This is a genomic window from Marinobacterium mangrovicola (assembly GCF_004339595.1).
Classification (GTDB): Bacteria; Pseudomonadota; Gammaproteobacteria; order Pseudomonadales; family Balneatricaceae; genus Marinobacterium_D; species Marinobacterium_D mangrovicola.
Window position 1 is genome coordinate 976,275 of the sequence record NZ_SMFU01000007.1, and the last position, 24,244, is coordinate 1,000,518.

Below are 24,244 nucleotides of genomic sequence, written 5' to 3' on the forward strand. Positions count from 1 at the left end.
TTGTTGGGCGCACCTACGCTGGCGCTCCGGCACGCCGCAAAGCCAGGCGCTAAATCTTCTCTTCATGAATAAAGCTGTTCAGGCTGTCGTAATCCCAGGGTTCGCCATCCGGTCGTAAATGGCCGTGCTCGTTCAGCTTGTCCACCATCACCTTCACGTTATCGCCTTTCTTGCGCAGCCCCTGGACGAAGTGCAGGGCTTCATCGTGTTTGGCTGTCACTGCCGGGTCTTCGGGGGCGTCGCTCTTATGCTTCACTTGAACCTTGATTGATTTGCTCATGAAATATTCCCTGTGTTGAGCCCGTGTTGAGCCTGAGTTGGATCTTAGATGTTTTTAGCATGGATCATTGGCCGTGAAAGTGCACTGGTGAAAACCGGCGGGTTTGGGCTTGTTGGTTGCTTCCATGCGTTGAATCAACTCGACGAATTGCGGAGCAGGGCGCAGCGGGCGTTCGAACGAGCGGGGGATCGCAGCGGGGGACGACGTTCCCCCGAAAAGTTGATTAGCGGCAGACAAAAAAAGAGGAGCCCGAAGGCTCCTCGATAAGCGTCACTGACAGGGAGTGATTAGATGAAGCCTTCGGCTTTCAGATCTTCCATGGTGGCCTCGATGCTTTCACGCAGGGTGGCAACCAGGAAGTCGATGTGTTCTTTGGTCAGGGTCAGTGGCGGAGACAGTACGTTCATGTGTGCCAGCGGACGTACGATCAGGCCGCGAGCCTGACAGTGGTCGGCGATGCGGTTACCGACCTTGGCATCCGGGTTGATCAGTTCCTTGGTCTCTTTGTTCGCTACGTTCTCGATGCACATCATGAACTTGCGACCGCGCACATCACCAACGATGGGCAGGTCGATCAGGGTTTTCACCTGGTCTTCGAAGTACTGGCCCATATCCTTCACATGGCCGCAGAGGTTCTCGCGTTCCATGATCTCGATGTTCTTCACGCCGGCGGCACAGCTGACCGGGTGGCCGGAGTAGGTGAAGCCGTGGGTGAACAGGGCGCCGTCCGCCTGGGGCTTGCTGATGACGTCGTAGATCTCGTCAGACAGGATGGTCGCACCCAGCGGCAGGTAACCTGAGGTCAGGCCCTTGGCGCAGGTGATGATGTCCGGCACGATGCCGAACTCGGCTTCGGAGGCGAACATGTGGCCCAGACGACCGAAGGCGGTGACCACCTCGTCGGAGACGTAGAGCACGCCGTACTTGCGGCACACTTCCAGGGTCTTCTTGTGGTAGCCCTCGGGCGGCACGATTACGCCACCTGCACCCATGATCGGTTCGGCAAAGAACGCAGCCACGTTATCCGGGCCCAGTTCCAGGATCTTGTCTTCCAGCTCCTGCACTTTCTCGTTGCAGAACTCTTCCAGGCTCTGGCCGGCCGGACGACGGTAGGGGTTCGGGCAGGAGATGTGGGATACCAGCTGCTCTTCGATATCGAAGCCGATGTGATCGAACTTCACGCCGGTGATCGACATCGCCATGTAGGTGCTGCCGTGGTAGCCGTCGATGCGTGAAATGATCTTCTTCTTGCTCTTCTTACCCAGCTGGTTGAAGTAGAAGTGGATGATCCGTACGGCGGTATCGTTCGCCACGGAGCCACCGCAACCGTAGAACACGTGGTTCAGGTTGCCCGGCGCCAGCTCGGCCAGTTTGGCGGCAAGCTGCGCTGCAGGCACGGTGGTGTGGTGACCGAAGCAAGAGTAGTAGGGGATCTGACGGATCTGGTCTGCGATCGCCTGTGCCATCTCTTCACGGGCATAGCCGATGTTAACGCACCAAAGCCCACCGATGCCGTCCAGGTATTCGCGGCCTTCGCCATCTTTGACGTGTACGTTGTCACTGTCGGCAAGGACAAGCGAGCCTTCTTCTTTGAAGGTTGAAAAATCAGTCCAGGGATGGATGTAGTGGTCTCTGTCCTGCTGCCACACCTGCTGCATATCGGTTGTTTGCTTGTTGGGCATTTTCGAGAGTACTCCTGAATTTCGATTCCAGAACTTCTTATCCAGAATTTTTAATATTAGTTATTTGACCCCTACAACCTTATCCAGTGACGGGTTATTGATAAAATATTATTTTTTACTGATATAGATTAATAAAACTGATGCAGGCACGGCGCCCATAAAGAAGCCCCCGCAGTGTTAAGGCTGCGGGGGCTTTATGTTGTGCTGAGCCTGGTTAAAACGTTACTCGGCGTTTAGCGCCTTTTCGATCGGCTCGGCCTTGAACAGCGGCTTTTTCATAACGACTTTCACCCAGAAGATCGCAATCACCGAGACCACTGCCAGCACGATACCGGCGGCGCCAAAGATCTGGCCGCTCAGTTCCGGCGCCGGAGAGGCGTAGTAGATGGCGTAAACCATACCGGCGATACCGAAGATCTGCGGCAGCGGGTAGAACGGGGTTTTGTAAGGGCGCTTCAGGTCCGGGTAGCGCTTGCGCAGCACCATCACGTTGATATGGGTGATGATGTAGGCGATCAGCCAGGCGATAGCGGCAGAGATCAGCAGCAGGCCGATAGCATCCGGGTTGTCGCCCATAAAGATCATCGGCAGGCCGGTGATCGCGGCGACAAAGAGTACCGCTACCCAGGGAGTGTTGGTGCCGGGCAGGCACTTCTTCAGCTGCGGGAACGCCTGGCCATTCTGCGCCATGCCGTAAAGCATACGGGGGATGGCGGCCAGTGAGGTGTTCACGGTGCTGCAGGTGGCGGTGATCGCGGCCACAGCCAGGAAGATCAGCCCGGTATCGCCGAACACCGCTTTGGCAAAGTCATAATGCGGCAGCGGGGAAGAGGCGAGCTCGTCAGCCGGGATATAGAACAGTGCGCCCAGGCAGTAGATCGCAATGGTGACGAAGATAATGCTGACACCGATGATCATGGAGCGCGGAATATTACGCTCGGGGTTCTTGGCGTCTTCAACCAGCGGGCAGACGAACTCGGCGCCCACATAACCCCAGATAGCCAGCGCCACCAGTGAAATCACACCGGCACCCAGCGGGTTCCAGTCGGCGGTCAGTTCGATACCGGCCGGATGTGGGTTAGCAAAACCGCCTACGGCGCTCAGGCCAAGCAGGAGCAGAACCACCACCATGATGAACGCCAGCGCAGACTGCAGCTTGGCGAAGATATCGATGCCCATCAGGTTGAGCACGGTAAATACGCCGAGCAGGCCAAAGCCAAGGGTCATCGGCGGGAATACGCCCGGGTAGATCTTCTCGATGATGAAGTCGACCAGCAGTAGTTCAGCGGAGAGTGCGAACATGGCGACGACAACGTAGCCGGAGAATACCGCGAGGATAGCGGGGAAGTGACCGATGGACACCTCGGTGTAGCTGCTGAGGCTGCCGGCCCGGGGGATCATCAGCGACAGTTCAGAGAACGAGAACACGTAGGTAAGGGCGAGCAGGAAACCTATGGCGAGGGGGATGATAAAGCCGAGCCCGGCGATACCTGCACCCTGCAACATAAGGACCATTACACCCTGAGATACGACCAGGCCGACGGCAACCGCCAGCAATGAGCCTAGCCCGAGTATTTTGCTAAAACCTTTCTTGCTTTCCACCGTACAGGACGCGTCCGCCGTTAGCGTTTGGGATTCAGACATAGTTGTCTCCTGATTAGTTGTTCTAGTTTAACTTTCAGGTGAATGACAAACGCTTTGACCTGCGAGGGGATATAAGACGAGTTATATCCCGGTCGAAGACCGAAGCGTTTACCTTCCGGGTTGCTACGCCTTTAGCTGGCGTATGAGTCGATCCATAAAGAGCTCACAGCTTTGCAGTTGGCTCTTATGGATGAATTCGTCGGGCTTATGGCCCTGGTCCATGCTGCCGGGCCCGCAGACCACGGTGGGCACGCCCAGCACCTGGCTGAACAGGCCGCCTTCGGTGCCGAAGTTGATGCTGCCCCGTGTTTTTTCATCGGTCAGGCTTTGCACGAAGGAGACGACCTCTGCGTCATCGGCGGTGCTCAGGCCCGGATATTCGGTGGTGATATCGATGGCGATGTCGCAGCCGGCGTCGATCTGGCGCATCTCGCTAATAAGGCTGTCGGCATAGGCCTGGAACTCGGCCAGCATGGCGCGTGGATCGTCGCTGGCGATGTTTCTGATCTCGAACAGGAATGAGCACTGGTTGGGGACGATGTTCAGTGCTGTGCCGCCGTGCACGGTGCCGGTATGTACTGTGCTGTAGGGGATGTCGTAGCCGTTTTCGAACGGGCCCTGATCGCCCTTTTTATGGGCCAGTTTTTCCAGCCAGGTGATCAGCCGTGCCGCATAGTTAACGGCGTTAACGCCCCAGGGGGCCATGCCGGAATGGCACTCTTTACCTTTCACGGTTACCCGGGCGGCCAGCTTGCCCTTGTGTGCGGTAACCACCCGCATCAGCGTAGGTTCGCCGATAATGCAGATGCCGGGTTTGAGAGGGTGTTGCTTCAGTGTATCGATCATGCGGCGCACTCCCACGCAGCCGATCTCTTCGTCATAGGAGAACGCAAGGTGGATCGGCGTATGCAGGTCCTGTTTAACTATCTCGGGGACCGCCGCCAGCACCACCGCGATAAAGCCTTTCATATCGCTGGTGCCGCGGCCGTAGTAGCGACCCTCTTCTTCAGTCAGTTCGTAGGGGGCTTTCTGCCAGTTCTGGCCGGTGACCGGAACGGTATCGGTATGGCCGGATAGCATCACGCCCGGTTTATCTTTCGGACCGAGAGTGGCGTACAGGTTGGCTTTTTTCTCCTCTTGATCGTAGATCAGCTGGCTTTCGACGCCGTATTCATTAAGAAACGTCTGGATGTAGCCCATCAACGCAAGGTTGGAGTTCGCGCTGGTGGTATCAAAGCCAATCAGGTTCCGAAGAACCTCAAGAGTTAATGCATTCGCCATGTAACTTCCCGAACTGAGTCTGTTAGGTCGAAACTCAGCATAGGGTTGGGCGTAACATTGTTAAAATATTATTAATCTCTCTCCTGCATTTGAAAAACTTATATTAGACCTTTAGCTAACAGGTCTAGAAAGGCGTCGAAAACCGCCGATTACAACTCGCTGTAAGTGTTTAAGAGACAGGTGTGCAGCCCCTGTTTATGGGGCTTTATAGCCGCTGACGCTGAGCAGAATTTGCACTTCTGAACGCCGGGAAATGCTCTGGTGCTGAGTCGGGTGGTTCCCGGATCAACGTTTCCCTTTTGTCTCACGTTGGTTATTTGCGCCCGATCATTACTCGGCGGACCTTTGCAGGATCGTGCAACAAAGCGGCCGTAACGTGCTATGGCTGCTGGCTGCTCCTGGGGTAGCTTGGTTAAAGCGATAAGCCGAGCGTGTGGATTTTCTGCACATCGGAAGGATTTAACGCTTAACCGACTAATCTGACCAGGGAGGTTAGACCATGAGCGAAGATACCAATCAATCACGCAGAAAGGTGATCAAGGCGGCGGGTGCAGTTGGCGCGGGCATGCTTTTTTCCGGCCCCATGACCGCTTTCGCCAGCCAGACGGCCAGTGGTGGCAAGATCATGTCGCGCGGTTACGCGGCGTTCGATACATCGGGAGTACTGAAGCCCTGGACGTTCGAGCGGCGCCCGGTAGGCGACAACGATGTGCTTATTGATATCAAGTTTGCCAGCATCTGCCATTCCGATATCCACCAGGAGAAGGGCCACTGGGGGCCGCAGAGCTATCCGCAGGTGCCGGGGCACGAGATCGTCGGCATCGTTGCAGCTGTGGGTAGCAAGGTGACCACCTTCAAAGTAGGGGACCGGGCCGGCGTTGGCTGTATGGTCGGCGGCTGCAAAGAGTGCAGCACCGATGAGGAGCAGTACCTGCCGGACACTCTCTTCACCTATGGCAATCCTGACCCGCGCTCGCCCACCGGGATCACCCAGGGCGGCTACTCCAACAATATCGTGGTGGAAGAGCACTTTGCGGTGCATGTCCCGGAGAGTATCAGCTTTGAGCAGGCGGCACCGTTGCTCTGTGCCGGCATCACCACCTATTCGCCACTGATGCGCGCCGACCTTAAACCCGGCACCAAGGTAGGTGTGGCTGGTATCGGTGGTCTCGGCCATATGGCGGTGAAAATTGCGGCTTCCAAGGGGGCCGAGGTTTACGCCTTTACCACTTCAGCTTCCAAGGTGGATGACATCAAAAGCTTTGGCGCCAAAGAGGTGATCGTGGTGGACGATGAGCTGAAGGCGCTGAATAACTACCGCGGTCAGCTCGATTACATGATCGCCACCATTCCGTACCAGTTTAATGTGGGCGCCTACGCCAGCACCGTTAAGCCCTATGGCACCTTCACGCTGGTAGGCATGCCGATCGACTACGAGATCAACCTGAGCGCCATCAGCCTGGCTGCATCGCGGGTCAATTTTAATACCTCACTGATTGGCGGTATGAAGGAGACTCAGGAGGTGGTGGATTACTGCGCAAGCAATGATGTGCTGCCTAAGATCGAGCTGATAACCGCTGAACAGATTAACGAAGCCTGGGAAAACGTCGTGAACAAGCAGGCGCGTTACCGCTATGTGATCGATGCGGCGACCTTCTGATTCCTTTTGCTTTAAGCGCTGAACACTAACCAACCTAAAGGGCGAGTATTCGCCCTTTAGCCTTTATTACTGGCTGCGTCTGGCGGCCAGGAACTTAGACAAGGGTGAATTGATGCTTTCTATTACCGTAAAAGCCGAAGTGAAACCGGGCATGCACGAGACACTGCGAGAAGTGATCGATGTCTTTCAGAACCAGTATGGTGAATCTGAACCCGGTTGTGAGATGTACCGCTGCTATGTGGATGGCGATCAGCTGGTGTTCACGGAGCTCTGGCAGGATCAGGCGGCGCTGGATCAGCATATGCAGACGGAACATGCGATCAAATATGTGCCGGTTCTTAAGTCCTGTGTCGTTAATGGTGAGCTGCATGTACAGGCGATTGTCAGCGATGAGGTTCATCACTCCATCGTTTGATCGTGTCGCTTAGACCTTAGATCTTTGAGCATGGACCGGTCTATGCCACAGGGCACAGGCCGGAATGCTCCCGCGCCAGGCGAGGTTCCACTGCGCAATCCCTCATCTTGGGGATTTGAGGCTATAGTATTTTTAATAACACTGACTTCAAGAAAGTGATTTAACGAAAGCGTTCTCAGGAAAATATGCCAAGCGTTAAACCGCCGCTGCCTGCCTAAGCGCTAACCTGTTAAGCCATTCGGACCGCCGACCGAATCATATACGCCAGTCAGTCATGTCTATTCACATGTCTGCCGGGGTGAATCGAAGGAGGCCGACATGTCGATCCTTGCGCTACCTTATGCACCACAGGGAAATGCTCTGCTTGTGGTCGCTTTATCGGTTTTACTGACCATCTCTGTTTTTGCCAGTGTTGCCAGCGGCGCGCATATCCGTGCGAGCGAGAATGAGCGCGCCGACAGAACTCCGGCCCAGTTTTACCGCGTCATCCACGAAATACAGTCAACTATCGAGGCGAACAACCAGATTGCCGATCTCGAAGAGGCTTACTTTCAGGGTGAGAGTTACCAACCCACCTATTTCTCCGATACTAGTGTCAGAACCCGGGATTTAAGGGGCTTTGAGTTACAGAGAGAAATTTTAAGAATCCGGCTTAGCCTCTGATTGGGTTTGCGCCAACCAAAACGCCACTTCAACCAGCACAGGTGAAGTGGCGTTTTTCGTGGGCCAGGCCTTAGATCCTTACCACCCGGTCACAGCGCTTTTCGATCAGATGCGGGTCATGGCTGACCAGCATCACCGCGCAGTTGGTTTCGCGAGCGACATCCACCAGTAACTGGCTGACCGATTGGGCGGTGATAGGGTCCAGCCGCGATGTGGGTTCATCGGCGAACAGAAAGACCGGATCGAGCAGCAGGGCACGCAGCATGCAGAAGCGCTGCAGCTCACCTCCGGAGACCGAGTCGGCGCGCCGCTCCAGCAGCGCCTCTGCCAATCCGAGTCGCTTCATCAGCGGCGCTACCCGGCTTTTATCGATGCGGTGGCGTTTGATCGTATCGTTAAGCAGGGTACCTAGGCTCACCGCATGGGAGACTGCAGCGGTAGGATCCTGATACAGCTTCTGCCAGCGGTGTGTCGTTTCGCTGCAGTGGCGCTTGATCTTGCCGCCATAGCTCGGCTGAAGGCCCAACAGGGTGTCGCCCAGAGTACTTTTGCCGCAGCCGCTGTCACCGACCACGCCGATTACTTCACCGCGATGGATCTTGAATGAAAGATCCTTTGCCAGCGTCTGCTCGCCGCGGCCGATCGCCAGAGATTCGGTTTCCATTAATACCGAGGTTTCAGGGCGTGGCTGTCGCTCAGGTGTAGGCCAGCTTTGCGGGTCAGCGGCGATCAATTCACGGGTAAACGCCCGTTGCGGATTGTTGAGAATCTGCGAGGCGTCGCCATGTTCGATCAACTCGCCGGATTTGATCACCATCAGCCGGCCGCCGGTCTGCCGGGCCACGGCCACATCATGGGTGATGGTGACCAGCGCGCCGGTTTGCGATTGGGAGATCAGCTGTTCAACCACCTGATCACGGCGGTTTACATCCAGCCCCTTGGTGGGCTCGTCGGCCAGCAGCAGGGGGGCGCCGCCCGCCATGGCACAGGCGATAGCCACGCGCTGCGCCATACCGCCGGAGAGCTGATCGACGCGCTTGTGACGGCTTTCACCCAGCCCCTGAAGCTCCAGGGTGTAATCGGCGTTCTGCTGGGCAGCATCGTATGCGTCGCCGCGGACACGGTGGTAGGTTTCTGCGAGCTGCGCCTTGGCACTCATCAGAGGATTAAGCGCGTTCCAGGGTTCCTGCGGCAGCATACTGAGCCTGCGGCCCCAAAGTTCGCGCCGTGATTTAGCGCTCGCGGGGCTGTTGAACAGGCGAATCTCGCCTTCGGTTCTTAGCCCCTTGGGCAGGTTACCCATGATCGCTTGGGCCAGTAGGCTTTTCCCTGAGCCGGTCTGGCCAAGGATTGTCAGCTTTTCACCGGCGTTAAGCGTAAAACTGATCGGCTCCAGCAGGCAGGTATCGCCCACGAAAACCGCGAGTTTATCGACTGAAATTAGACTCATGACGCCTTTTTACCTCCAAGCAGGTGGCAGCTGAGAACCACCAGCGCCAGTGCGATCAGCGGTTGCGCCAGTAGCCAGGGCGCGTCGCTGTAATAGGGGAAGTGCTCCACGATCATCAGCCCCAGCTCTGCCAGTGGCGGCTGAATGCCGACATAGACAAAACCCAGCGACGCCATCATCAGGATCGCGCTGGCAGCGCCAAAGGAAGCAAGTGTCACCAGTTGCGGTGCGATAGCGGGCCAGTAATGACGACGGAACAGGTAGAGCGCGCCAAATCCCATCAGCCGCGATGACTGTACTTCGGGAGACCTGGCAATACGTTGCGTAATGGCACGGGTGACGCGGAAGTACTCGATCCATTGAATCAGTGAAATCGCCACGTACAGCATCCAGAACGAACCGGGCACAATAGCGGCAAAGATCAGCACCAGCACCAGACCCGGCAGGGCCAGGATCAGCGTGGTCACGCCGTCGAGCGTACGGTCGACCCAGCTAGGACCCGTAGCAGCGAGGATACCGAGGGTGACGCCGATAACAGCGGATGTGAGTACACAGAGTGCCGCCATGGAGAGTGAAAGCCGCAACGCATCCGCAAGGCGCACCCACATATCACGGCCGAAATGATCGGTACCGAACCAGCTATTGCCACCTGGCAGGCTGAGAATCTGGCTCAGATTCTGGCTGGCCGCATCCTGCGCGCTTAGTAGCGGCGTCGCGAAAGCGTAAACGCATAGCAAGAGAAGGAGTACCGCTCCGCATAGACGGGAGGTAGATATTTGCGAGGTGCATAGATAGCTCAGTTTCATGCCAGTTGCCCTCCGCGCGGATCAAGCCAGTAGCAGGCCAGATCGACCAGGGTGTTTAGCAGCACAAACAGGATGCCCATCATCAGCGCCGCGCCCTGAATCAGCGGAATGTCCCGCGCAAAGATGGCGTGTGCCAGTCCGTGGCCGATACCCGGCCAGGAGAACAGGGATTCGATCATGACGACGCCCTCGACAACGGTGATCAGCTGTACGCCGAAGAATGCGACCACCGGTACGGACATATTGCGTACGCCGTGGCGCAGAAACGCCTGCCAGGCCGATAGCCCCTTGGTCTGGGCAAACTCGTAAAACGGTGCGTTGAACACACGCTCAGCTTCGGTATGCACCACACGGTTGGCGATAGCGGCCAGGCTCAGCCCCAGCGTCAGCGCAGGCAGTACCAGATGTGCTGGGGTCCCGAAACCTGCCACCGGCAGCAGGTTGAGTTCCAGCGCGAACACCACGACCGCCAGCAGGCCGATAACGAACACCGGCAGGGCACGCATGCCGGTCGAAAGTGTCAGCAAAATGCGATTCAGCCAGCCGCCGTGATGGGCGCTGGCGAGTCCCAGAGGGATGGCGATCAGCGCGGCGAGCAGGATCCCCGCACCGGCCAGCAGCAGGGAGTGACCCAGCATATGCCAGAGCGATTCACTGACCGGCTGGCCACTGACCAGGGAGTTACCCAGGTTCCATTGCAACAGATCCCCGAGCCAGCTCCAGTAAGTGCTCCAGGCACCTTGATCGAGCCCCAACTCTTCACGCACCAGGGCAGCGGCATCGCTGTCCACCGCGTCCATGCCGTAACGACCGGCGGCGATTCGATACGCCATATCGCCAGGCAGGGCGCGCATCAATATAAAGGTGAGGGTGCCGACACCCCAGGAAACCGCCAGCAGTTGCAGCAGGCGTTTTAACAGTAGATCGCGAAGTCTCATTTCCAGCTCAGCTCGTTAAGAAAGTAACTGCGCTCGTAAGGATCAAAGCGGAAGCCGCTTAAGCGCTTGTTGATGGCGGTCTGCTGAACGTAAGAGGCGACCGGGATCAGCGGGCGTTCGTTATAGAGTGCGGCTGCAATCTTTTGCGCCTGTTCTTGGTAACGCGCGGTGTCGTTCTCACTGACCATTGCGTTGAGCGTTTCCGGTACCCAGGTGTTGGACCAGTTCAGACTGCCCCAGTCACCGCCTTTGTCGGAGCTGGCGAAGTCCTTCAGCAGGATGCCGAGCGGGTCTGCGATAATGCCGTAGTTACGGGCAATGAGGGCGACCTCCAGGGAATCATCGCTGTGACCGGAGGGGATGGCGCTGGAGTTGGTGACGTTAACGTTGAGTTTGACGCCGAGCTGCTTCCACTGGTCCTGAACCGCGGTGGCTACCGTGGTCAGCTCCGGGCGGTCAGCATAGGTGATCAGATCCAGCTCAAAGCGCTCTCCATCACGTTCCAGCCAGCCTTCGCTGTTTTTGTTCCAGCCCAGTTGGCTGAACATCCCGGCGGCTTTTTCCAGGTTGTAAGCTTCGCTTTGGCCGTCCAGGTACCAGTCGCTCATATAGGCGGGCAGCAGCTGATCGGTGGCCGCATCCGGCGCACGCAGAATAGCCGTCGCGATTCCCTGGCGGTTGATCGCCAGGCTCAGCGCCTGACGCGCCTCTTGATCTGCAATAAATCGATGCCCGGCATTGAGCTTGAGCGCCAGGGTACGGGGCAGGTCGGAGCGCACAATCTCCAGTGTCGGCAGACGTTTCAGCATCGGTACTGAAGCAGGATCGAGCCCGAAGACGATATCGGCCTGGCCGCTGCGCGCCTGCAGCACGCGAGCCTCGGCACGGTGGCCAGTAAGGTAACTGGCGTATTCGATCTGCGCTTTTTGGCCCCAGTAATCGTCAAAGCGCTCGACCACCAGTTTGTGCGGTACGGCGATCTCTTCCACCGAGAACGGCCCGGTACCGATCAGGGCGGTGACTTCACCAGCATCGTTATAGGCTGCGTCCGCCAGGATCGCCGTGGAGTAGTGGGCAAGGGCGGCGCCAAGCGGGCGGTAGGGGGCACTGAGTTTTATCTCAACCTGGTTGTCGCCATTGGCTGTGATTGAATTGATCGGTAATCCTCGCAGTGCGCTGGTTTTATTCAGGCCGCGATTGAGTTCATCGGCAACCTGCTGCGCGGTGAGCAGACTGGCGTCATGGAAGTGAACCTGGTCTCGCAGTGTCAGGCGCCACAGTTTGCCCCCATCCTCAATACTCCATTCACTGGCAAGCCCCGGCAGCAGGCCGCCCTGGCTATCCACGTTCAGCAGGGTTTCGAGCACCTGCATACGGGTAAACACAAAGCCTGAGCGGGTCGGATCGAGGCTTGAGAACTCGAACGCAGCCTGGATATTGACGGTATTTTGCTGGTTCGGCTCTGCAGTAACGGCGGCTGGAAGCAGCAGCATGCCGCCCAGCAATGCAGTTATTAGTTTGTTTTTCATGTGGTTGGGCACCTTTGGCGTAATCGTTAAGGCGCGCGATGTTATGGTATAACGTAATGTTAAATCAACCGATAAAAGATCCGTGAAAGCGGCCATCTAACCGCCGAATCTTCTCCCAATCGCTACCCGGAACTACTACTAAAGACCCCACCCAAACCTGCCAAGGTGTAATCCACGGATAGCGCCGCCTCGGCCATTATGTCTCCCAATACAGTGTTCTCGTGTGTACCCAACCTCGATGCACTCCTGGTGAAGACCGCCGACTTATAACAACAGTTTTTATAAAAATAACGGGTGAGAAATTATGGCTAAGCGACGTTCTATTCCTGCACTGACACTGACTGCGCTGTTTGCGCTCGGTGGCACTTCCCTGGCAATGGCTCACGGTGATGTAACGCCGCAGGGCGTGAATACCGAAGGGCTGCCGGCGCTGGGTGAAGAGTGGCCGGACACCAACCCCTACCGTGATACCGACGCGTTCGACCGTGCCGTTGAAATCGGCTCCTCCGCTTACAACCAGAACTGTGCCCGTTGCCACGGTCTGGAAGCGATCTCCGGCGGTATCGCCCCGGACCTGCGTCTGCTGGCACCGGATTTTGATGGTGATGACTGGTACAAGTACCGCGTGATTAATGGCGCCGTGCGTGACGGCAAGGTCTACATGCCCAAGATGGCCGATTACCTGAGCCAGGAGGCGCTCTGGGCAATCAAGAGCTACCTGGATGTTCGGCACAATGAGATGTAATAGGCTCTCTACCTTCCTCGCGTCCTGCCTGCTGCCCGTCGCTCTGACGCTGGGCGGCGGCCAGGCCCAGGCACGGGTTTACGACGATGTGGTCGACTCTGGGTTTGTCCGCATCGGCGTCTATCGCGACTTCCCTCCGTACTCCTTCATGCGCGACGGTGAGCCGGCCGGCATCGATGTGGACCTCGGCGAAAAGATCGCCGAAGAGCTGGGCGTCGAGATGCGTCTGCACTGGATGACTCCCGACGAAACCTTGGACGATGATCTGCGCAACAATGTCTGGAAAGGGCATTATCTCGATAAGGATGAAGACAACCCGCTGGCGATGAAAAATGTCGCCGACGTGATGATGCGGGTGCCTTACGATCGCGATTACTCCTACAAGCGCGATGAACTGGGACTGATCATCAACGATCTGGTCGTGATGATGTCTCCCTACCATCAGGAGCGCTGGCAGCTTGCCTTTGATAGCGAAAAGCTTGATTCGGTGCGCACCCTGGCCAAGTTCCAGTACCACCCGATCGGCGTTGAGGTGGACAGCCTGCCGGCGTTCTATCTCACCTCCGGCCTGCAGGGTCGCATGCGTGAAATGACGCATCATTACACCAACCCCAGGGTTGCTTTTGCGGCGATGAAACAGGGAGAGGTGTCTGCGGTGATGGGGATGCGCAGTGAGATCGACTGGTTGCTCAGCAAGGATGACACTGGCCGCTATCGCCTGGCGGAAAACGGTTTTCCTGACATGGGCAAACAGGCCTGGGACATAGGTATCGCCGTGGGCGAGGCGGACCGCGATCTTGGATATTCGGTCGAGGCGGTGTTCGATCGGATGATTCGGGACGGCAGCATGGCGGAACTGTTCGGCCAATACGGTGTTACCTACGAGAGCCCGAGTCTGTATATGAATACCCCCTGATAGCTCCTGTTGCTCCTGTTGTTCCTGTTATAGATGCCCGTACAACCCTCGTTGTTGTTACTCCTTGGCCCGGCTTGTCCGGGCTTTTTTACGCCCCTCCTTTCGGTCCTGGTTGTTTAACAGCCAGTACAGGCAGCGTTTGCCTGCGCTTTTCATCGGCCCGGTGCCAGCCGCTGTGACGTATTTGGTCAAGGGTTTGTCATTTAAAGTCAACGCAGGTTTGTGAAAGCGGCCTAGACTGCACTGTATCCGCTGTCCTTTGACGAAGATGGCGAATCAACGGCCTTAAAAAAATAATTACGCAGGCTTGGTTATGAAATCAGTTATTAAAAAATCAGCACCGGCTGTACAGGTCTCACTCCGTTCATCCTCTGCGCAAGGTTCACCGCATGAGCCGCCAGCGCACTCCCACTTCCGATGGTTCTTTCCGACACTTCGTTTAATGCTCGCGCTGGTGTTTGTGGCTGCGTTGGCCAAGGCTGAATGGATGAATACGGCCGATCAACAGCAGAGCGCGGCAGCGATTGCGGTTTCCGGTGAGGGTGTCGGCTGGTTCAATCTAGGATACTGATTGCTGGCAGTTGCCGGTCGGTTGTTGTCGATTTAGTCGACTGGGGCAAGTAAGACCAAAAGCCAGCACCTGAGAGACCTAAGCGGGTCGAAAGTAGTATGGGGTAGGCTGACGCATCGAATTAGCGTGGTAGACAACCAAAAAGTCTAACAAGAGTTGCCCCATGGCCACGCTGTTTCGCATCCTGATTCTGGTTGCCCTCTATCTTCCGGCCGCGCTCTACGCGGATGACGATCTACCCCGCGTAAAAGTCGGCATGTTGCAGTTCGGCACCGCCCACTGGGAGCTCGCCCATATCCAGAACGCCGGTCTGGACCGCAAGCATGGCTACCGGCTTGAATTGATGCCACTGGCCAACAGCTCAGCAGGCCGACTGGCGCTGACCGCAGGTAACGTGGACTGGATCGTTGCCGATTGGGTCTGGGCCGCAGAACGCACCCTTCAGGGAGCACCGCTCAGGTTTATCCCGTTCTCTACCCGTATCGGCGAGATCATCGTACCCAGCGACAGCAGTATTGCGTCAATTGCAGACCTGCGCGGCAAACGGATCGGTGTGGCCGGTGGTCCCCAGGGGAAAAGCTGGCAGTTGCTTGAAGCCGCTGCGGCAAAGCAGGGTATCGATCTTGCCGACTCGGCAGACATAAGTTTTGGTGCGCCGCCGCTACTCAGTCGTGAACTGGAAGCGGGCCGTCTCGATGCGTTGCTGACCTTCTGGCATTTCGCGGCACGGCTGGAGTCGAGCGGTCAGTTTAAGCGCGCGCTCAGTGCGGCATCTATTAGCCAGGCCTTAGGTCTCGACAGCCAGCTACCGATGCTGGGATACCTGGCAAGCGAAGAATGGATTACGGAAAATCAAGAACTTGCAGAAGGTTTTGCAAGTTCTATCTATGAGGCGAAGCATGACCTGCGTGCGGACCAGCCCTGGCAGGAGGTGCGCTCGCTGATGCGCGTTGATGATGAGGCAGCCTTCACTGCTCTGCGTCAGGGCTATCGTTCAGGGGAGCCGGAGTCTCACCTCAGCGAGGCGATGCTCGAGTCTGCCGAACGCGCCTGGCCGTTCCTGCGTCATCAGGACAAGCCGCTCCCTATGGTTCTGTTTTCCGGTGTTGCACCCTAATGGATAGCCGTCTGCGCGACTATCTGCTGGTGACCGCCGGGCTGCTGATGGTCTGGCAGGGGCTTGCGGTGTTTGTTGCCGATCCTATGCTGCCAGGGCCGCTGGCGGTGATTCAGGCGATCATTCACGAATGGCGCAGTGGTGCACTGCTGCATCATCTCGAGGTGACCTTCCGGCGTGTCGCCATCGCTTTTGTCTGCGCAATGATCCTGGGCGGTTTGCTCGGTTGGTTTATGGGGCGATCACAGCGCGCCAACCGTTTGCTTGATCCTCTGTTGGTCCTCTTTCTGAACCTGCCTGCGCTGGTGGTGATCATCCTGCTCTATGTATGGATGGGGCTGGTGGAGGCTGCTGCGGTGCTGGCGGTGATCGTCAACAAGGTGCCCAACGTTGCTGCGACGATCCGCGAGGGCGCACGAAGCCTTGACCCCCAGCTTGAGGAGATGGCCGAGGCGTACCGTTTCACCCGCTGGCAGCGCATCCGTGATCTATGGCTGCCTCAGCTGTTTCCCTACCTGATGGCCTCCATGCGCACAGGTCTCGCGCTGATCTGGAAAATTGTCCTGGTGGTTGAACTCCTGGGCCGCTCGGACGGCGTTGGCTTTCAGCTCCACCTGGCGTTTCAGCTGTTCGATGTGACCACCATCCTGGCGTACAGCTTCAGCTTTATCGCCATTGTGCAGCTGATCGAATGGGGGCTGTTACAGCCGTTGGAAAAGAGGGCGCGGCGCTGGCAGGGAGAGGTGCATCATGCTTGAGCTGGATCTCAAAGAGAAAGGCTATGACCAGCGCCTGCTGGGCGACCTGAATCTACAGATAGCTGCAGGGGACAGGCTGGCGCTGGTGGGTCCATCCGGCTGCGGCAAGACCACGCTGCTGAATATTATCGGCGGTCTCGATAGGGCGTTCAAAGGTCAGCGCAGACTTGCCGACCCCGAGCCGAAGATCGCTTATATGTTTCAGGAACCGCGGCTATTGCCCTGGCGCACGGTGGAGCAAAACCTGCGTATGGTGTGCTCAAGCCGGAATCAGGCGCTGGATCTGCTCGATGAGGTGGCGCTGCTGGAGGCGGCGTGCCGTTATCCGCGCGAGCTCTCTTTGGGCATGGCCAGACGGGTGGCACTCGCTCGGGCTCTGGCGCTGGAACCGGATCTGCTGCTACTCGACGAACCCCTGGTCTCCCTTGACCCCTCAACCGCCCTGAGGATGCTTCGGCTGGTCGAAACACTGCTCAAAAAGCGTCCGAAGATGGCGCTGGTACTGGTCTCCCACAACCCGGATGACGCAGTTCGGATCGGCGCTCAACTACTGGAGTTCGATACCGCCACCGGCGAGGTATTACTACCAAATAACGAGAAAAGTGCTTCGGCCGGTCAGTTGTTGGTTTAACGGCCGCCAACAAAAATAGACTCAGAATCGGGATCAGCTCCCGGTTGCGCGGGAAAACCCGAACCTAATAAGAATTATCCGCAAGGAGATCAAAATGAAACGAATCGGGCTCAGTACAGGCTTTGCAGTGACTGCCCTGGTTGCAGCGATGTCTACGGCCAGCGTTGCACAGGCCGGTGTCACCGACGAAGATATTTTGAACGACCAGATGACCACCGAAGACGTGGTTACCAACGGAATGGGGGTTCAGGGGCAGCGTTTCAGCCCTCTGACCAAACTGAATTCCGATAACGTCCAGGAGCTGCGCCCGGTATGGTCCTTCTCTTTCGGCGGTGAAAAACAGCGCGGACAGGAATCTCAGCCTTTGGTTAAGGATGGCGTCATGTACGTCACCGGTTCCTATTCACGCGTGTTCGCTGTTGATGTGAAGACCGGCGAAGAACTCTGGGAATACAACGCCCGTTTGCCGGACGGCATTATGCCGTGCTGTGACGTGATCAACCGTGGTGTTGCGCTGTATGGCGACCTGGTGATCTTCGGTACCCTGGATGCGAAGCTGGTGGCCCTGAACAAGGACACCGGCAAAACCGTCTGGAAAAAGACCGTAGCCGACTATCAGGAAGGTTACTCCCTGACCGCCGCGCCGATGATTGTAGCGGGCAAGGTGATCACCGGCGTTTCCGGCGGTGAGTTCGGTGTGGTCGGTAAGGTTGAAGCTTATGACGCCACCACCGGCGATATCGTCTGGACCCGTCCGACCGTTGAAGGTCACATGGGTTATGTCTACAAAGACGGTGAGAAAGTTGAAAGCGGTATCTCCGGCGTTGCTCCGGGTGAAACCTGGCCGGGCGATCTTTGGAAAACCGGCGGCGCTGCAACCTGGCTCGGCGGATACTACGATCCGGACACCGACAGCATCCTGATCGGTACCGGTAACCCGGCTCCGTGGAACTCCCACATGCGCCCGGGTGACAACCTGTTCTCCTCTTCACGCCTGGCAATCGACCCCGCCGACGGCAGCATCAAGTGGCACTTCCAGTCGACCCCGCATGACGGCTGGGACTTTGACGGTGTTAACGAACTGATCTCCTTCGATTACGAAGAGGGTGGTAAAACCGTAAAAGCAGCGGCCACCGCTGACCGTAACGGCTTCTTCTACGTCCTGAACCGTGAAAACGGCGACTTCATCCGTGGCTTCCCGTTCGTGGACAAGATCACCTGGGCCGAAGGCCTGGATGACAAAGGTCGCCCGATCCTGGTTGACTCCAGCCGTCCGGGTAACCCGGCAGGCGCCGAGAAGGGCGAAGTCGTTAAGAACGCGCCGTCCTTCCTCGGTGGCAAGAACTGGATGCCGATGGCCTACAGCCAGGAAACAGAGCTCTTCTATGTGCCGTCCAACGAATGGCAGATGGATATCTGGAACGAACCGATCAACTACAAGAAAGGCGCGGCTTACCTCGGCGCAGGCTTCACCATTGAGCCGATCAACGAGGACTACATCGGCGTGCTGCGTGCCATCGATCCGAAAACCGGCAAAGAAGCCTGGCGTTACGAGAACTACGCTCCGCTCTGGGGTGGTGTTCTGGCCACAGCGGGTAACCTGGTCTTCACCGGTAACCCGGAAGGCTACCTGATGGCGTTCGACGCCAAAACCGGTGACATGCTGTACAAGTTCAACACCGGCTCCGGCATCGTCGGCTCCCCGATCACCTGGGAGATGGATGGCGAACAGTACGTCTCCGTTGTCTCCGGCTGGGGTGGTGCGGTACCGCTTTGGGGCGGCAAGGTGGCCCAGCGCGTCAAGCACCTGAACCAGGGTGGTTCCGTCTGGACCTTCAAGCTGCCGGCTTCTGCAGAGATGGCCAGCCGTTAATATTCACACACAGTATCTAAAGGGCCTTCGGGCCCTTTTTCTTTTGTGGATTCCTAACAAAACTCCATAGATTTACGGGCACGTATATCCTGCTAAATGCAGCCAGCTTCCCCCTTCAGTGCAGCCGAGCATCGCAGACTGAAAGAGAAATAAGGGAAGGGCTGTTTGAGCCGTAGCCGACTGAATTTTTGAAAGAAAGCCTGTCCCGCTCTTTCAGTCGATAAGCACAGGGTAATCGGCGAAGCCGGTCAAGCCGTCGGGGCGGTTTGGGATCGTTAAGGCACTTGTCCGCAGGCGAAACCTGCGATTAAAAAGAAGGAATACTCATGGATCGTGTGAAGGTCTAGCTAACCCACTCACTATCCATTAGCGGAGGCGCTAGAAATTACTGCACCTGCGCATAGCGCTTCTGCAGAATGCCAACGCGCTCTACATACGCCTTCGTCTCCGCGTAGGGCGGTACGCCACCGTATTTGGCGACGGCGCCGGGGCCCGCGTTATAGGCCGCGGTGGCCAGGGTGGTGTCGCCCTTATAGCGATCAAGCAGCGCCGCCAGATAACGTACGCCGCCACGGATATTCTCCTGCTCGTTCAGAGCATCTTCGACACCCAGGTCTTTGGCCGTGCCGGGCATCAGCTGCATTAGACCCATGGCGCCCTTGTGAGAGAGGGCTTTTGGGTTAAACGCTGATTCCGCGTGAATTACGGCGCGGATGAGGGAAGCGTCTACACCAAAGGTTTCCGAGGCAGTGGCGACGGCGTTGCGGAAGGCTTCGCGGTTGAGCGGTGTGGAGTGCCAGTCGATAGTCGAGCCCGGTGCGCAGGCGTAACAGTCGAAGCGGAGCACGTCGTACTCGCGGATATGCAGTGGCCGTTCGTCGGTGAAGGCGAGGGTGCCATCAGGGCGGCGATACTTATAGATAGTCTCGTTACGATGACCGCCGGAGAGCCGTTTATTGGCTTCCTTGGGACTCAGGTTGGTGTATTCAACCCGACCATCGGGGTGCACGATGCGGCGGATGCCATCGGCGTCTGCCGCAGTTGGTAGCAGACTGAAACCGATCAATGCGGCAAGTGTCAGGGTGGGGAGACTCTTTTTCATACCCGGATATTAGTGGCTCTGAATTTAATTGACCAGATTATCTGAGGCAAACAGGCTACCCGATTCGATGGGGTGAAACATTGAACCCGGTCACCTTATGGCCCAGGGTGACGATCTCACCGGAGTAGCGCTCGTCACCGGTGGAGGTAAATTCGAAATGGTAGCGCCGCCAGACACGGATCTTGCCGTCATCGGCACGCTTGAGCCACAGCGCTCGCAGACCAACGCTCTCATCCAGCAGCTGCAGATCCATCTCCTTGCACTGTTTGCGGACCTCCCGCAGTGCGATCTCCCGGACCTTCTGGCCCTGCCACCAGATCAGGCAGATGCATCCGGTCAAAAACAGCCAGAACAGGTCTTTCAGCTCGAGCATTGCTCTTGTTCCCCAGCGAATAAGTCGTAGCGATTTTTCTACGTAAAGGCGGCGATGATAGACGATTCGAAAGCACCGTGCATTGGGCAGATACACCACAGCCAATACAACTTCGTTTGTAGGCTTTGTAACAGAACCGACTTCTTTGGCATCCCCGTCCCATTGCCCATGTATGGATAAGCTTATGATTTATATCAATTATCTTAAAACATTGATCTGTGGCAAATGTTTTGCTCCCTGCTTAGTGAAGCTACGAACACTCAGGAGGGAATGTTATGGCTCTTTTCATCGGTGCATACCTGCCGGATCGCCGGCTTGACGATACCCCGTTCAGCAAAGCCCTGACCCGCGTGGCGGCCGGCCTTGCCAAACTGCGACAGAACACGGTTCAGAGCAGTGCCCCCAACGTGGATCTGCATTTCCTTATGCCTGGCCAGTCTGAACTGCCAGGGTTTGAAGGGATGCGCTTTCACTCATACGACCCCGCTTCCCGCACGTTGCGTATCGAATCCTCGGTGCCAGGCCGGATGTTGGGTTCGACCCACGCCGAAGCCTTTGTTATCGCCGCAATGCAGGATGCTATCGATAACGCCAAGGAGTTCTTCACCAGTCAGAAAGCGGACTTCACCAGCGAGGAGTACTTCGAACTGGTCGACCGCCTGATCGGCGTGCCGATGGAAACCGTCAGCTACACCTCGGCCACTCTTAACTGATTCCCCAGCCCCGCCACAGAGGAGACCAGCTATGAGCAAGTTCAAGACGATCAGCGTCGGAGAACTCAAGCCGATGCTGCAGCAGAGCACCCCCATGGTGCTCGACTGCCGCGATGTGAAAGATTACCGCGCCGGCCATATCGACGACGCACTGCATCTGCACGAAGGGCTGCGCGAAAGCCTGCTGATGAAGGGCGACAAGGCCCGGCCCATGGTGATCTATTGCTACCACGGCCACGCCAGCGAGCATGTGGCGGAGATGTTCAGCGATTTCGGTTTCACCGATGTTTACAGTCTCAAGGACGGGTACGCTGCCTGGCAGTGAGCCCGGAGGAGTCCGCGATGACAGATGTGCAATGGCTCAAGGAAAACCGGCTCGAGAGCGCGACCGCGCTCAACAGAGACGGTGACAGTGCGCTGATACTGGCCGCCCGCCAGGGGCGCGCCGATATCGTCGGCCAGTTGATCGCCGAGGGGGTCGATATCTACACCCTGGACAGTTACGGCAACAACGCAGTCTGGGCCGCCTGTTACGCCGAATCGGAAGGCTGCGTGCGCGAACTTATCGCGGCTGGATGCGACCCCAACTATCGTAACCCCGCCGGCAATACCGCCATGGCCTACGCCGCTTCCAGCGGTAAGGATGGCCTGGTTCATCTGCTGCTGGAACTTGGCGCGGACCCCAACATCGCAAACGATGACGACATGACACCGCTGGATCTGGCCGCGAGCCTGACCAGCTTCAAACTGCTGCGCGCGGTCTGTGCCGCCTGAGGCCCGCCTGACGCCCACTTGAGGAGATAAGCGATGGAAGCTCTGGATCGTGAACTGGCGCTGCGTATAGCGTTGGCCAGCCGGGTGCTGCCCGGTGTCGAACTTGGCGAACTACTGGATATCCTGCATGAAAGGGTGGGCTCGCCGCTGGATGATGAAGCGTTAAAGAGGGTCACCGTTACCAACCTTAAAACCGGTATCGGCAGCCTTGACGGTGAAGAGGATGGCGAGGATATCGGTATCGGCCTTGAGAACATCAAGTTGGCGGTGCGCTATCTCTGGGGCGAAGAGGCGGATGAGAACCTTCCGGAGATTTTGCCCTATCGTGAGGGTGATCTGCCGGGATCGATCCGGGTGGCTGTCGCGTCCAACGCCGGCAACCTCCTCAACGGACATTTTGGCTCCTGCATTCGCTACCTGGTGTATCAGCTATCTGCTACCGATTATCGACTGGTTGATATCCGCTCGGCGGTGGATGCGGACAATGCCGCCGACAAGAACCAGTTCCGGGTGAACCTGATCCGCGATTGTCAGGTGCTGTTCGTGCAGACCATGGGTGGTCCTGCAGCTGCCAAGGTGATCCGGGCGGATATCTATCCGATCAAGGTGCCGGATGTGGTCGAGGCGCCGCAGAAACTGGTTGAGTTCCAGGGCGTTTTCGCGGCGCCGCCTCCCTGGTTCGCGAAGATTCTTGGGCTCGACGCAGAGGCGCGTAAACGCTTCCGCTCCGAGGAGCAGGTGCTCGAAGAGGAGGTCTGATTCCAGGCTTTCATCTACACTGACCTCCCTGAAAAGCCAAGATTGAGGAGGTCAGTATGTCTCTGGCAGAAAAGCAGTGTGTCCCTTGCCGCGGCGGCGTCGATCCCCTAGGACGTGAAGAAGCGCAGGAGATGCTGGTACAGGTACCTGATTGGACATTATCTGACGACGCGGGTCGCATCAGCCGGGCTTTCAGCTTTAAGAACTTCGCTGAGGCGCTGGCGTTCGTAAACCGTGTCGGAGAGATCTCCGAGAAGCAGGATCATCACCCGGAAATCAGTTTTGGCTGGGGCCATGTGGAGATCGAGATCTGGACCCACAAGATCGGCGGCCTGCATGAAAATGATTTCATACTGGCCGCCCGTATCGATGGCTTGCTAGGCCAGCCCTGAAGGACTTAATGCGCCATCTTACCCCTGGGTTCAATCGGCTGATCCGGATAGTACTGCTCCAGCAGCTCCTTGAATAAGGGTGTCTGATCACTCGCCGGCAGCCGTTGACTCAGGTAGGCCCATTGAAACTGAAGGTCGGCACGTTCCGGTTTTATCTCGGCGCCGAGCCTGTGGCTCAGCACCCTGTAACCGTCGATCACCTCCGGGCTGTTTGGCCCATTTGCAGTCAGGCCAATTCTGTAGCCCGAAAAGAGCCATGCCAGGCTCTGCTCCAGTGCCGGTAATACAACGCTAGAGTGGTCCGTTGCCGGGTAAAAGGTGCTCAGTACCCGGTCTGCATCGCCTGCGCTCAGGCTCTCACCCAGCGCCTGAATCAGGTCTCGGTGCAAAGACGACATTCCAAGGCCCGGAGTGAACGGATTGTCGCTGGCGGCGATAAACAGCGCACCGCGCTTTGTGTCCGCGTTATCACCTGGTGCCAAATCCGCTTCCAACTGGCGATAGTAATCCGGGTAGTCAAACCAGAGGCTGGGGTCGATAGCGACAAAGGCGTTGAAATCACGTTTTTCCCGGTAGGCTTCAAGAGTCATCAGGCCGCCGAAGGAGTGACCCGCCAGAATACTCAAATCAGAGGTTGAGTAATCCTTCTGGATCCGTGGCTTGAGTTCCTTGTCGATAAAATCGAGAAAGGCGGTGCCGCCACCGGTGCGCGCATAAGCGGGGGCGCCTTTCTCTCCGTTGGGCAGCAGCAGAGTGTGGGTTGGGGTGTAGTTGCGCATCCGGTCGCGGTTATCGAGCCCCACCAGAATCAGATCTGGCATGCTTGGCCAGATACCGTCGGTGAGTCCTTCAATCACTCCCAGCGTTTTCAGGTAGTGCTCCTGGCCATCAAACAGGTAGAGCACAGGGTATGCTTTGGCTGGATCATAATGCTTTGGCAGAAATACGCTGTAGGACTGTTCCTGGTCGAGCCGTTGCGAGTGAATAGTCCGCTCAATGCCGAGGGTGGCTGCTAGGGTGCCATCAGGGTTAGCCATTGGCGTAGTTTCAGGTTCGGCATAAGCACCTGTCGTACTAGCCAGGCATAGCAACAACGCGGAGCAACCCTGGCGCAGTATCCTGTTAAATCGCATTTTATTTCCTGGAAACGAGAACAGCGCTCCCGTAAGGAA

The 24,244-nt window shown here is 57.2% G+C and carries 26 protein-coding genes; 15 read left to right on the forward strand and 11 right to left on the reverse strand.

Features of this window, described 5'->3' with window-relative positions:
• Positions 1 to 49: 49 nt before the first annotated feature.
• The 4 genes from CLV83_RS05375 to argE all read right to left on the reverse strand — a co-directional run bounded on the left by CLV83_RS05375 (position 50) and on the right by argE (position 4,887).
• The gene (locus CLV83_RS05375; RefSeq protein WP_132288563.1) at positions 50 to 280 is read right to left on the reverse strand and encodes a hypothetical protein; all 231 of its coding nucleotides are present in this window, start codon (positions 278 to 280) and stop codon (positions 50 to 52) included.
• A gap of 287 nt (positions 281 to 567) precedes the next feature.
• Positions 568 to 1,962 carry an aminotransferase gene (locus CLV83_RS05380; RefSeq protein ID WP_104001906.1) on the reverse strand — a complete coding sequence of 465 codons (1,395 nt, stop codon included), beginning with the start codon at positions 1,960 to 1,962 and terminating at the stop codon, positions 568 to 570.
• 222 nt (positions 1,963 to 2,184) lie between these two features.
• On the reverse strand, positions 2,185 to 3,606 hold the full coding sequence (locus CLV83_RS05385; RefSeq protein WP_132288566.1) for an APC family permease: 1,422 nt from the start codon (positions 3,604 to 3,606) through the stop codon (positions 2,185 to 2,187).
• Between the two features lie 123 nt (positions 3,607 to 3,729).
• Positions 3,730 to 4,887: an acetylornithine deacetylase gene (argE, locus tag CLV83_RS05390; RefSeq protein WP_132288569.1), complete on the reverse strand. Its 1,158-nt coding sequence runs from the start codon at positions 4,885 to 4,887 to the stop codon at positions 3,730 to 3,732.
• Between the two features lie 499 nt (positions 4,888 to 5,386).
• Between argE and CLV83_RS05395 the strand changes: the two genes are divergently transcribed.
• The 3 genes from CLV83_RS05395 (at position 5,387) to CLV83_RS05405 (ending at position 7,625) form a co-directional block, all read left to right on the forward strand.
• A complete protein-coding gene (locus tag CLV83_RS05395) occupies positions 5,387 to 6,547 on the forward strand; it encodes an NAD(P)-dependent alcohol dehydrogenase (RefSeq protein ID WP_132288572.1) in 1,161 nt (386 codons plus the stop codon).
• A gap of 112 nt (positions 6,548 to 6,659) precedes the next feature.
• Positions 6,660 to 6,962: a putative quinol monooxygenase gene (locus CLV83_RS05400; protein WP_132288575.1), complete on the forward strand. Its 303-nt coding sequence runs from the start codon at positions 6,660 to 6,662 to the stop codon at positions 6,960 to 6,962.
• Between the two features lie 318 nt (positions 6,963 to 7,280).
• Positions 7,281 to 7,625, forward strand: coding sequence for a hypothetical protein (locus CLV83_RS05405; protein ID WP_132288578.1), 345 nt, complete (start codon positions 7,281 to 7,283; stop codon positions 7,623 to 7,625).
• A 70-nt stretch (positions 7,626 to 7,695) separates the two neighbouring features.
• Here CLV83_RS05405 and CLV83_RS05410 read toward each other — a convergent pair whose 3' ends face one another.
• Genes CLV83_RS05410 through CLV83_RS05425 form a run of 4 tightly spaced genes read right to left on the reverse strand, consistent with a single transcriptional unit; the run spans position 7,696 to position 12,348 of the window.
• Positions 7,696 to 9,075, reverse strand: coding sequence for an ABC transporter ATP-binding protein (locus CLV83_RS05410; RefSeq protein WP_132288581.1), 1,380 nt, complete (start codon positions 9,073 to 9,075; stop codon positions 7,696 to 7,698).
• Positions 9,072 to 9,881, reverse strand: coding sequence for an ABC transporter permease (locus CLV83_RS05415; RefSeq protein ID WP_132288584.1), 810 nt, complete (start codon positions 9,879 to 9,881; stop codon positions 9,072 to 9,074). The genes CLV83_RS05410 and CLV83_RS05415 overlap by 4 nt, the downstream gene beginning before the upstream one ends.
• A complete protein-coding gene (locus CLV83_RS05420) occupies positions 9,878 to 10,819 on the reverse strand; it encodes an ABC transporter permease (protein WP_132288587.1) in 942 nt (313 codons plus the stop codon). Before CLV83_RS05420 ends, CLV83_RS05415 begins: the two co-directional genes overlap by 4 nt.
• The gene (locus tag CLV83_RS05425) at positions 10,816 to 12,348 is read right to left on the reverse strand and encodes an ABC transporter substrate-binding protein (RefSeq protein WP_132288590.1); all 1,533 of its coding nucleotides are present in this window, start codon (positions 12,346 to 12,348) and stop codon (positions 10,816 to 10,818) included. Before CLV83_RS05425 ends, CLV83_RS05420 begins: the two co-directional genes overlap by 4 nt.
• 304 nt (positions 12,349 to 12,652) lie before the next feature.
• On the opposite strand from CLV83_RS05425, the gene pedF reads away from it, so the two are divergent.
• From pedF to CLV83_RS05460, 7 genes are all read left to right on the forward strand, one after another.
• Positions 12,653 to 13,093, forward strand: a complete 441-nt coding sequence (gene pedF / locus CLV83_RS05430) for a cytochrome c-550 PedF (RefSeq protein ID WP_132288593.1) — start codon at positions 12,653 to 12,655, stop codon at positions 13,091 to 13,093.
• Complete coding sequence (locus CLV83_RS05435) at positions 13,083 to 14,009, forward strand: substrate-binding periplasmic protein (RefSeq protein ID WP_132288596.1); 927 nt, start codon at positions 13,083 to 13,085, stop codon at positions 14,007 to 14,009. The genes pedF and CLV83_RS05435 overlap by 11 nt, the downstream gene beginning before the upstream one ends.
• 313 nt (positions 14,010 to 14,322) lie before the next feature.
• Positions 14,323 to 14,580 carry a hypothetical protein gene (locus tag CLV83_RS05440; protein ID WP_132288598.1) on the forward strand — a complete coding sequence of 86 codons (258 nt, stop codon included), beginning with the start codon at positions 14,323 to 14,325 and terminating at the stop codon, positions 14,578 to 14,580.
• Positions 14,581 to 14,743: 163 nt separating this feature from the next.
• Entirely contained in the window at positions 14,744 to 15,697 is a 954-nt protein-coding gene (locus CLV83_RS05445; RefSeq protein ID WP_132288601.1) for an ABC transporter substrate-binding protein, read from the forward strand.
• Positions 15,697 to 16,455, forward strand: coding sequence for an ABC transporter permease (locus CLV83_RS05450; protein ID WP_207894736.1), 759 nt, complete (start codon positions 15,697 to 15,699; stop codon positions 16,453 to 16,455). The genes CLV83_RS05445 and CLV83_RS05450 overlap by 1 nt, the downstream gene beginning before the upstream one ends.
• A complete protein-coding gene (locus CLV83_RS05455; protein ID WP_132288604.1) occupies positions 16,448 to 17,086 on the forward strand; it encodes an ATP-binding cassette domain-containing protein in 639 nt (212 codons plus the stop codon). Before CLV83_RS05450 ends, CLV83_RS05455 begins: the two co-directional genes overlap by 8 nt.
• A 94-nt stretch (positions 17,087 to 17,180) precedes the next feature.
• Complete coding sequence (locus tag CLV83_RS05460) at positions 17,181 to 18,959, forward strand: PQQ-dependent methanol/ethanol family dehydrogenase (RefSeq protein ID WP_132288607.1); 1,779 nt, start codon at positions 17,181 to 17,183, stop codon at positions 18,957 to 18,959.
• A gap of 385 nt (positions 18,960 to 19,344) precedes the next feature.
• Here CLV83_RS05460 and CLV83_RS05465 read toward each other — a convergent pair whose 3' ends face one another.
• Together CLV83_RS05465 and CLV83_RS05470 are read right to left on the reverse strand one after the other, a co-directional pair.
• Positions 19,345 to 20,061, reverse strand: coding sequence for a lytic transglycosylase domain-containing protein (locus tag CLV83_RS05465; RefSeq protein ID WP_132288610.1), 717 nt, complete (start codon positions 20,059 to 20,061; stop codon positions 19,345 to 19,347).
• A 55-nt stretch (positions 20,062 to 20,116) separates the two neighbouring features.
• Positions 20,117 to 20,434, reverse strand: coding sequence for a DUF3301 domain-containing protein (locus CLV83_RS05470; RefSeq protein WP_132288613.1), 318 nt, complete (start codon positions 20,432 to 20,434; stop codon positions 20,117 to 20,119).
• A 275-nt stretch (positions 20,435 to 20,709) separates the two neighbouring features.
• Between CLV83_RS05470 and CLV83_RS05475 the strand changes: the two genes are divergently transcribed.
• From CLV83_RS05475 to CLV83_RS05495, 5 genes are read left to right on the forward strand one after another with little or no spacing between them, the layout of a single operon-like run.
• Positions 20,710 to 21,147 carry a F0F1 ATP synthase subunit gamma gene (locus CLV83_RS05475; RefSeq protein ID WP_132288616.1) on the forward strand — a complete coding sequence of 146 codons (438 nt, stop codon included), beginning with the start codon at positions 20,710 to 20,712 and terminating at the stop codon, positions 21,145 to 21,147.
• Between the two features lie 31 nt (positions 21,148 to 21,178).
• Positions 21,179 to 21,472: a rhodanese-like domain-containing protein gene (locus CLV83_RS05480; protein ID WP_132288619.1), complete on the forward strand. Its 294-nt coding sequence runs from the start codon at positions 21,179 to 21,181 to the stop codon at positions 21,470 to 21,472.
• Between the two features lie 17 nt (positions 21,473 to 21,489).
• Positions 21,490 to 21,921 (forward strand): ankyrin repeat domain-containing protein, encoded by a 432-nt coding sequence (locus CLV83_RS05485; RefSeq protein WP_132288622.1) that lies wholly within the window; start codon positions 21,490 to 21,492, stop codon positions 21,919 to 21,921.
• A gap of 33 nt (positions 21,922 to 21,954) precedes the next feature.
• Positions 21,955 to 22,680, forward strand: a complete 726-nt coding sequence (locus CLV83_RS05490) for a dinitrogenase iron-molybdenum cofactor biosynthesis protein (RefSeq protein WP_132288625.1) — start codon at positions 21,955 to 21,957, stop codon at positions 22,678 to 22,680.
• Positions 22,681 to 22,736: 56 nt separating this feature from the next.
• Positions 22,737 to 23,072, forward strand: a complete 336-nt coding sequence (locus CLV83_RS05495; protein ID WP_132288628.1) for a 4a-hydroxytetrahydrobiopterin dehydratase — start codon at positions 22,737 to 22,739, stop codon at positions 23,070 to 23,072.
• A 5-nt stretch (positions 23,073 to 23,077) separates the two neighbouring features.
• Here CLV83_RS05495 and CLV83_RS05500 read toward each other — a convergent pair whose 3' ends face one another.
• The gene (locus tag CLV83_RS05500; protein ID WP_132288632.1) at positions 23,078 to 24,205 is read right to left on the reverse strand and encodes an alpha/beta hydrolase; all 1,128 of its coding nucleotides are present in this window, start codon (positions 24,203 to 24,205) and stop codon (positions 23,078 to 23,080) included.
• Positions 24,206 to 24,244 lie beyond the last annotated feature (39 nt).

Bases quoted from the DNA above. Each gene is read 5' to 3' on its own strand.
- CLV83_RS05375 (WP_132288563.1), bottom strand. From the start codon at position 280: ATGAGCAAATCAATCAAGGTTCAAGTGAAGCATAAGAGCGACGCCCCC.
- CLV83_RS05380 (WP_104001906.1), bottom strand. From the start codon at position 1,962: ATGCCCAACAAGCAAACAACCGATATGCAGCAGGTGTGGCAGCAGGAC.
- CLV83_RS05385 (WP_132288566.1), bottom strand. From the start codon at position 3,606: ATGTCTGAATCCCAAACGCTAACGGCGGACGCGTCCTGTACGGTGGAA.
- argE (WP_132288569.1), bottom strand. From the start codon at position 4,887: ATGGCGAATGCATTAACTCTTGAGGTTCTTCGGAACCTGATTGGCTTT.
- CLV83_RS05395 (WP_132288572.1), top strand. From the start codon at position 5,387: ATGAGCGAAGATACCAATCAATCACGCAGAAAGGTGATCAAGGCGGCG.
- CLV83_RS05400 (WP_132288575.1), top strand. From the start codon at position 6,660: ATGCTTTCTATTACCGTAAAAGCCGAAGTGAAACCGGGCATGCACGAG.
- CLV83_RS05405 (WP_132288578.1), top strand. From the start codon at position 7,281: ATGTCGATCCTTGCGCTACCTTATGCACCACAGGGAAATGCTCTGCTT.
- CLV83_RS05410 (WP_132288581.1), bottom strand. From the start codon at position 9,075: ATGAGTCTAATTTCAGTCGATAAACTCGCGGTTTTCGTGGGCGATACC.
- CLV83_RS05415 (WP_132288584.1), bottom strand. From the start codon at position 9,881: ATGAAACTGAGCTATCTATGCACCTCGCAAATATCTACCTCCCGTCTA.
- CLV83_RS05420 (WP_132288587.1), bottom strand. From the start codon at position 10,819: ATGAGACTTCGCGATCTACTGTTAAAACGCCTGCTGCAACTGCTGGCG.
- CLV83_RS05425 (WP_132288590.1), bottom strand. From the start codon at position 12,348: ATGAAAAACAAACTAATAACTGCATTGCTGGGCGGCATGCTGCTGCTT.
- pedF (WP_132288593.1), top strand. From the start codon at position 12,653: ATGGCTAAGCGACGTTCTATTCCTGCACTGACACTGACTGCGCTGTTT.
- CLV83_RS05435 (WP_132288596.1), top strand. From the start codon at position 13,083: ATGAGATGTAATAGGCTCTCTACCTTCCTCGCGTCCTGCCTGCTGCCC.
- CLV83_RS05440 (WP_132288598.1), top strand. From the start codon at position 14,323: ATGAAATCAGTTATTAAAAAATCAGCACCGGCTGTACAGGTCTCACTC.
- CLV83_RS05445 (WP_132288601.1), top strand. From the start codon at position 14,744: ATGGCCACGCTGTTTCGCATCCTGATTCTGGTTGCCCTCTATCTTCCG.
- CLV83_RS05450 (WP_207894736.1), top strand. From the start codon at position 15,697: ATGGATAGCCGTCTGCGCGACTATCTGCTGGTGACCGCCGGGCTGCTG.
- CLV83_RS05455 (WP_132288604.1), top strand. From the start codon at position 16,448: ATGCTTGAGCTGGATCTCAAAGAGAAAGGCTATGACCAGCGCCTGCTG.
- CLV83_RS05460 (WP_132288607.1), top strand. From the start codon at position 17,181: ATGAAACGAATCGGGCTCAGTACAGGCTTTGCAGTGACTGCCCTGGTT.
- CLV83_RS05465 (WP_132288610.1), bottom strand. From the start codon at position 20,061: ATGAAAAAGAGTCTCCCCACCCTGACACTTGCCGCATTGATCGGTTTC.
- CLV83_RS05470 (WP_132288613.1), bottom strand. From the start codon at position 20,434: ATGCTCGAGCTGAAAGACCTGTTCTGGCTGTTTTTGACCGGATGCATC.
- CLV83_RS05475 (WP_132288616.1), top strand. From the start codon at position 20,710: ATGGCTCTTTTCATCGGTGCATACCTGCCGGATCGCCGGCTTGACGAT.
- CLV83_RS05480 (WP_132288619.1), top strand. From the start codon at position 21,179: ATGAGCAAGTTCAAGACGATCAGCGTCGGAGAACTCAAGCCGATGCTG.
- CLV83_RS05485 (WP_132288622.1), top strand. From the start codon at position 21,490: ATGACAGATGTGCAATGGCTCAAGGAAAACCGGCTCGAGAGCGCGACC.
- CLV83_RS05490 (WP_132288625.1), top strand. From the start codon at position 21,955: ATGGAAGCTCTGGATCGTGAACTGGCGCTGCGTATAGCGTTGGCCAGC.
- CLV83_RS05495 (WP_132288628.1), top strand. From the start codon at position 22,737: ATGTCTCTGGCAGAAAAGCAGTGTGTCCCTTGCCGCGGCGGCGTCGAT.
- CLV83_RS05500 (WP_132288632.1), bottom strand. From the start codon at position 24,205: ATGCGATTTAACAGGATACTGCGCCAGGGTTGCTCCGCGTTGTTGCTA.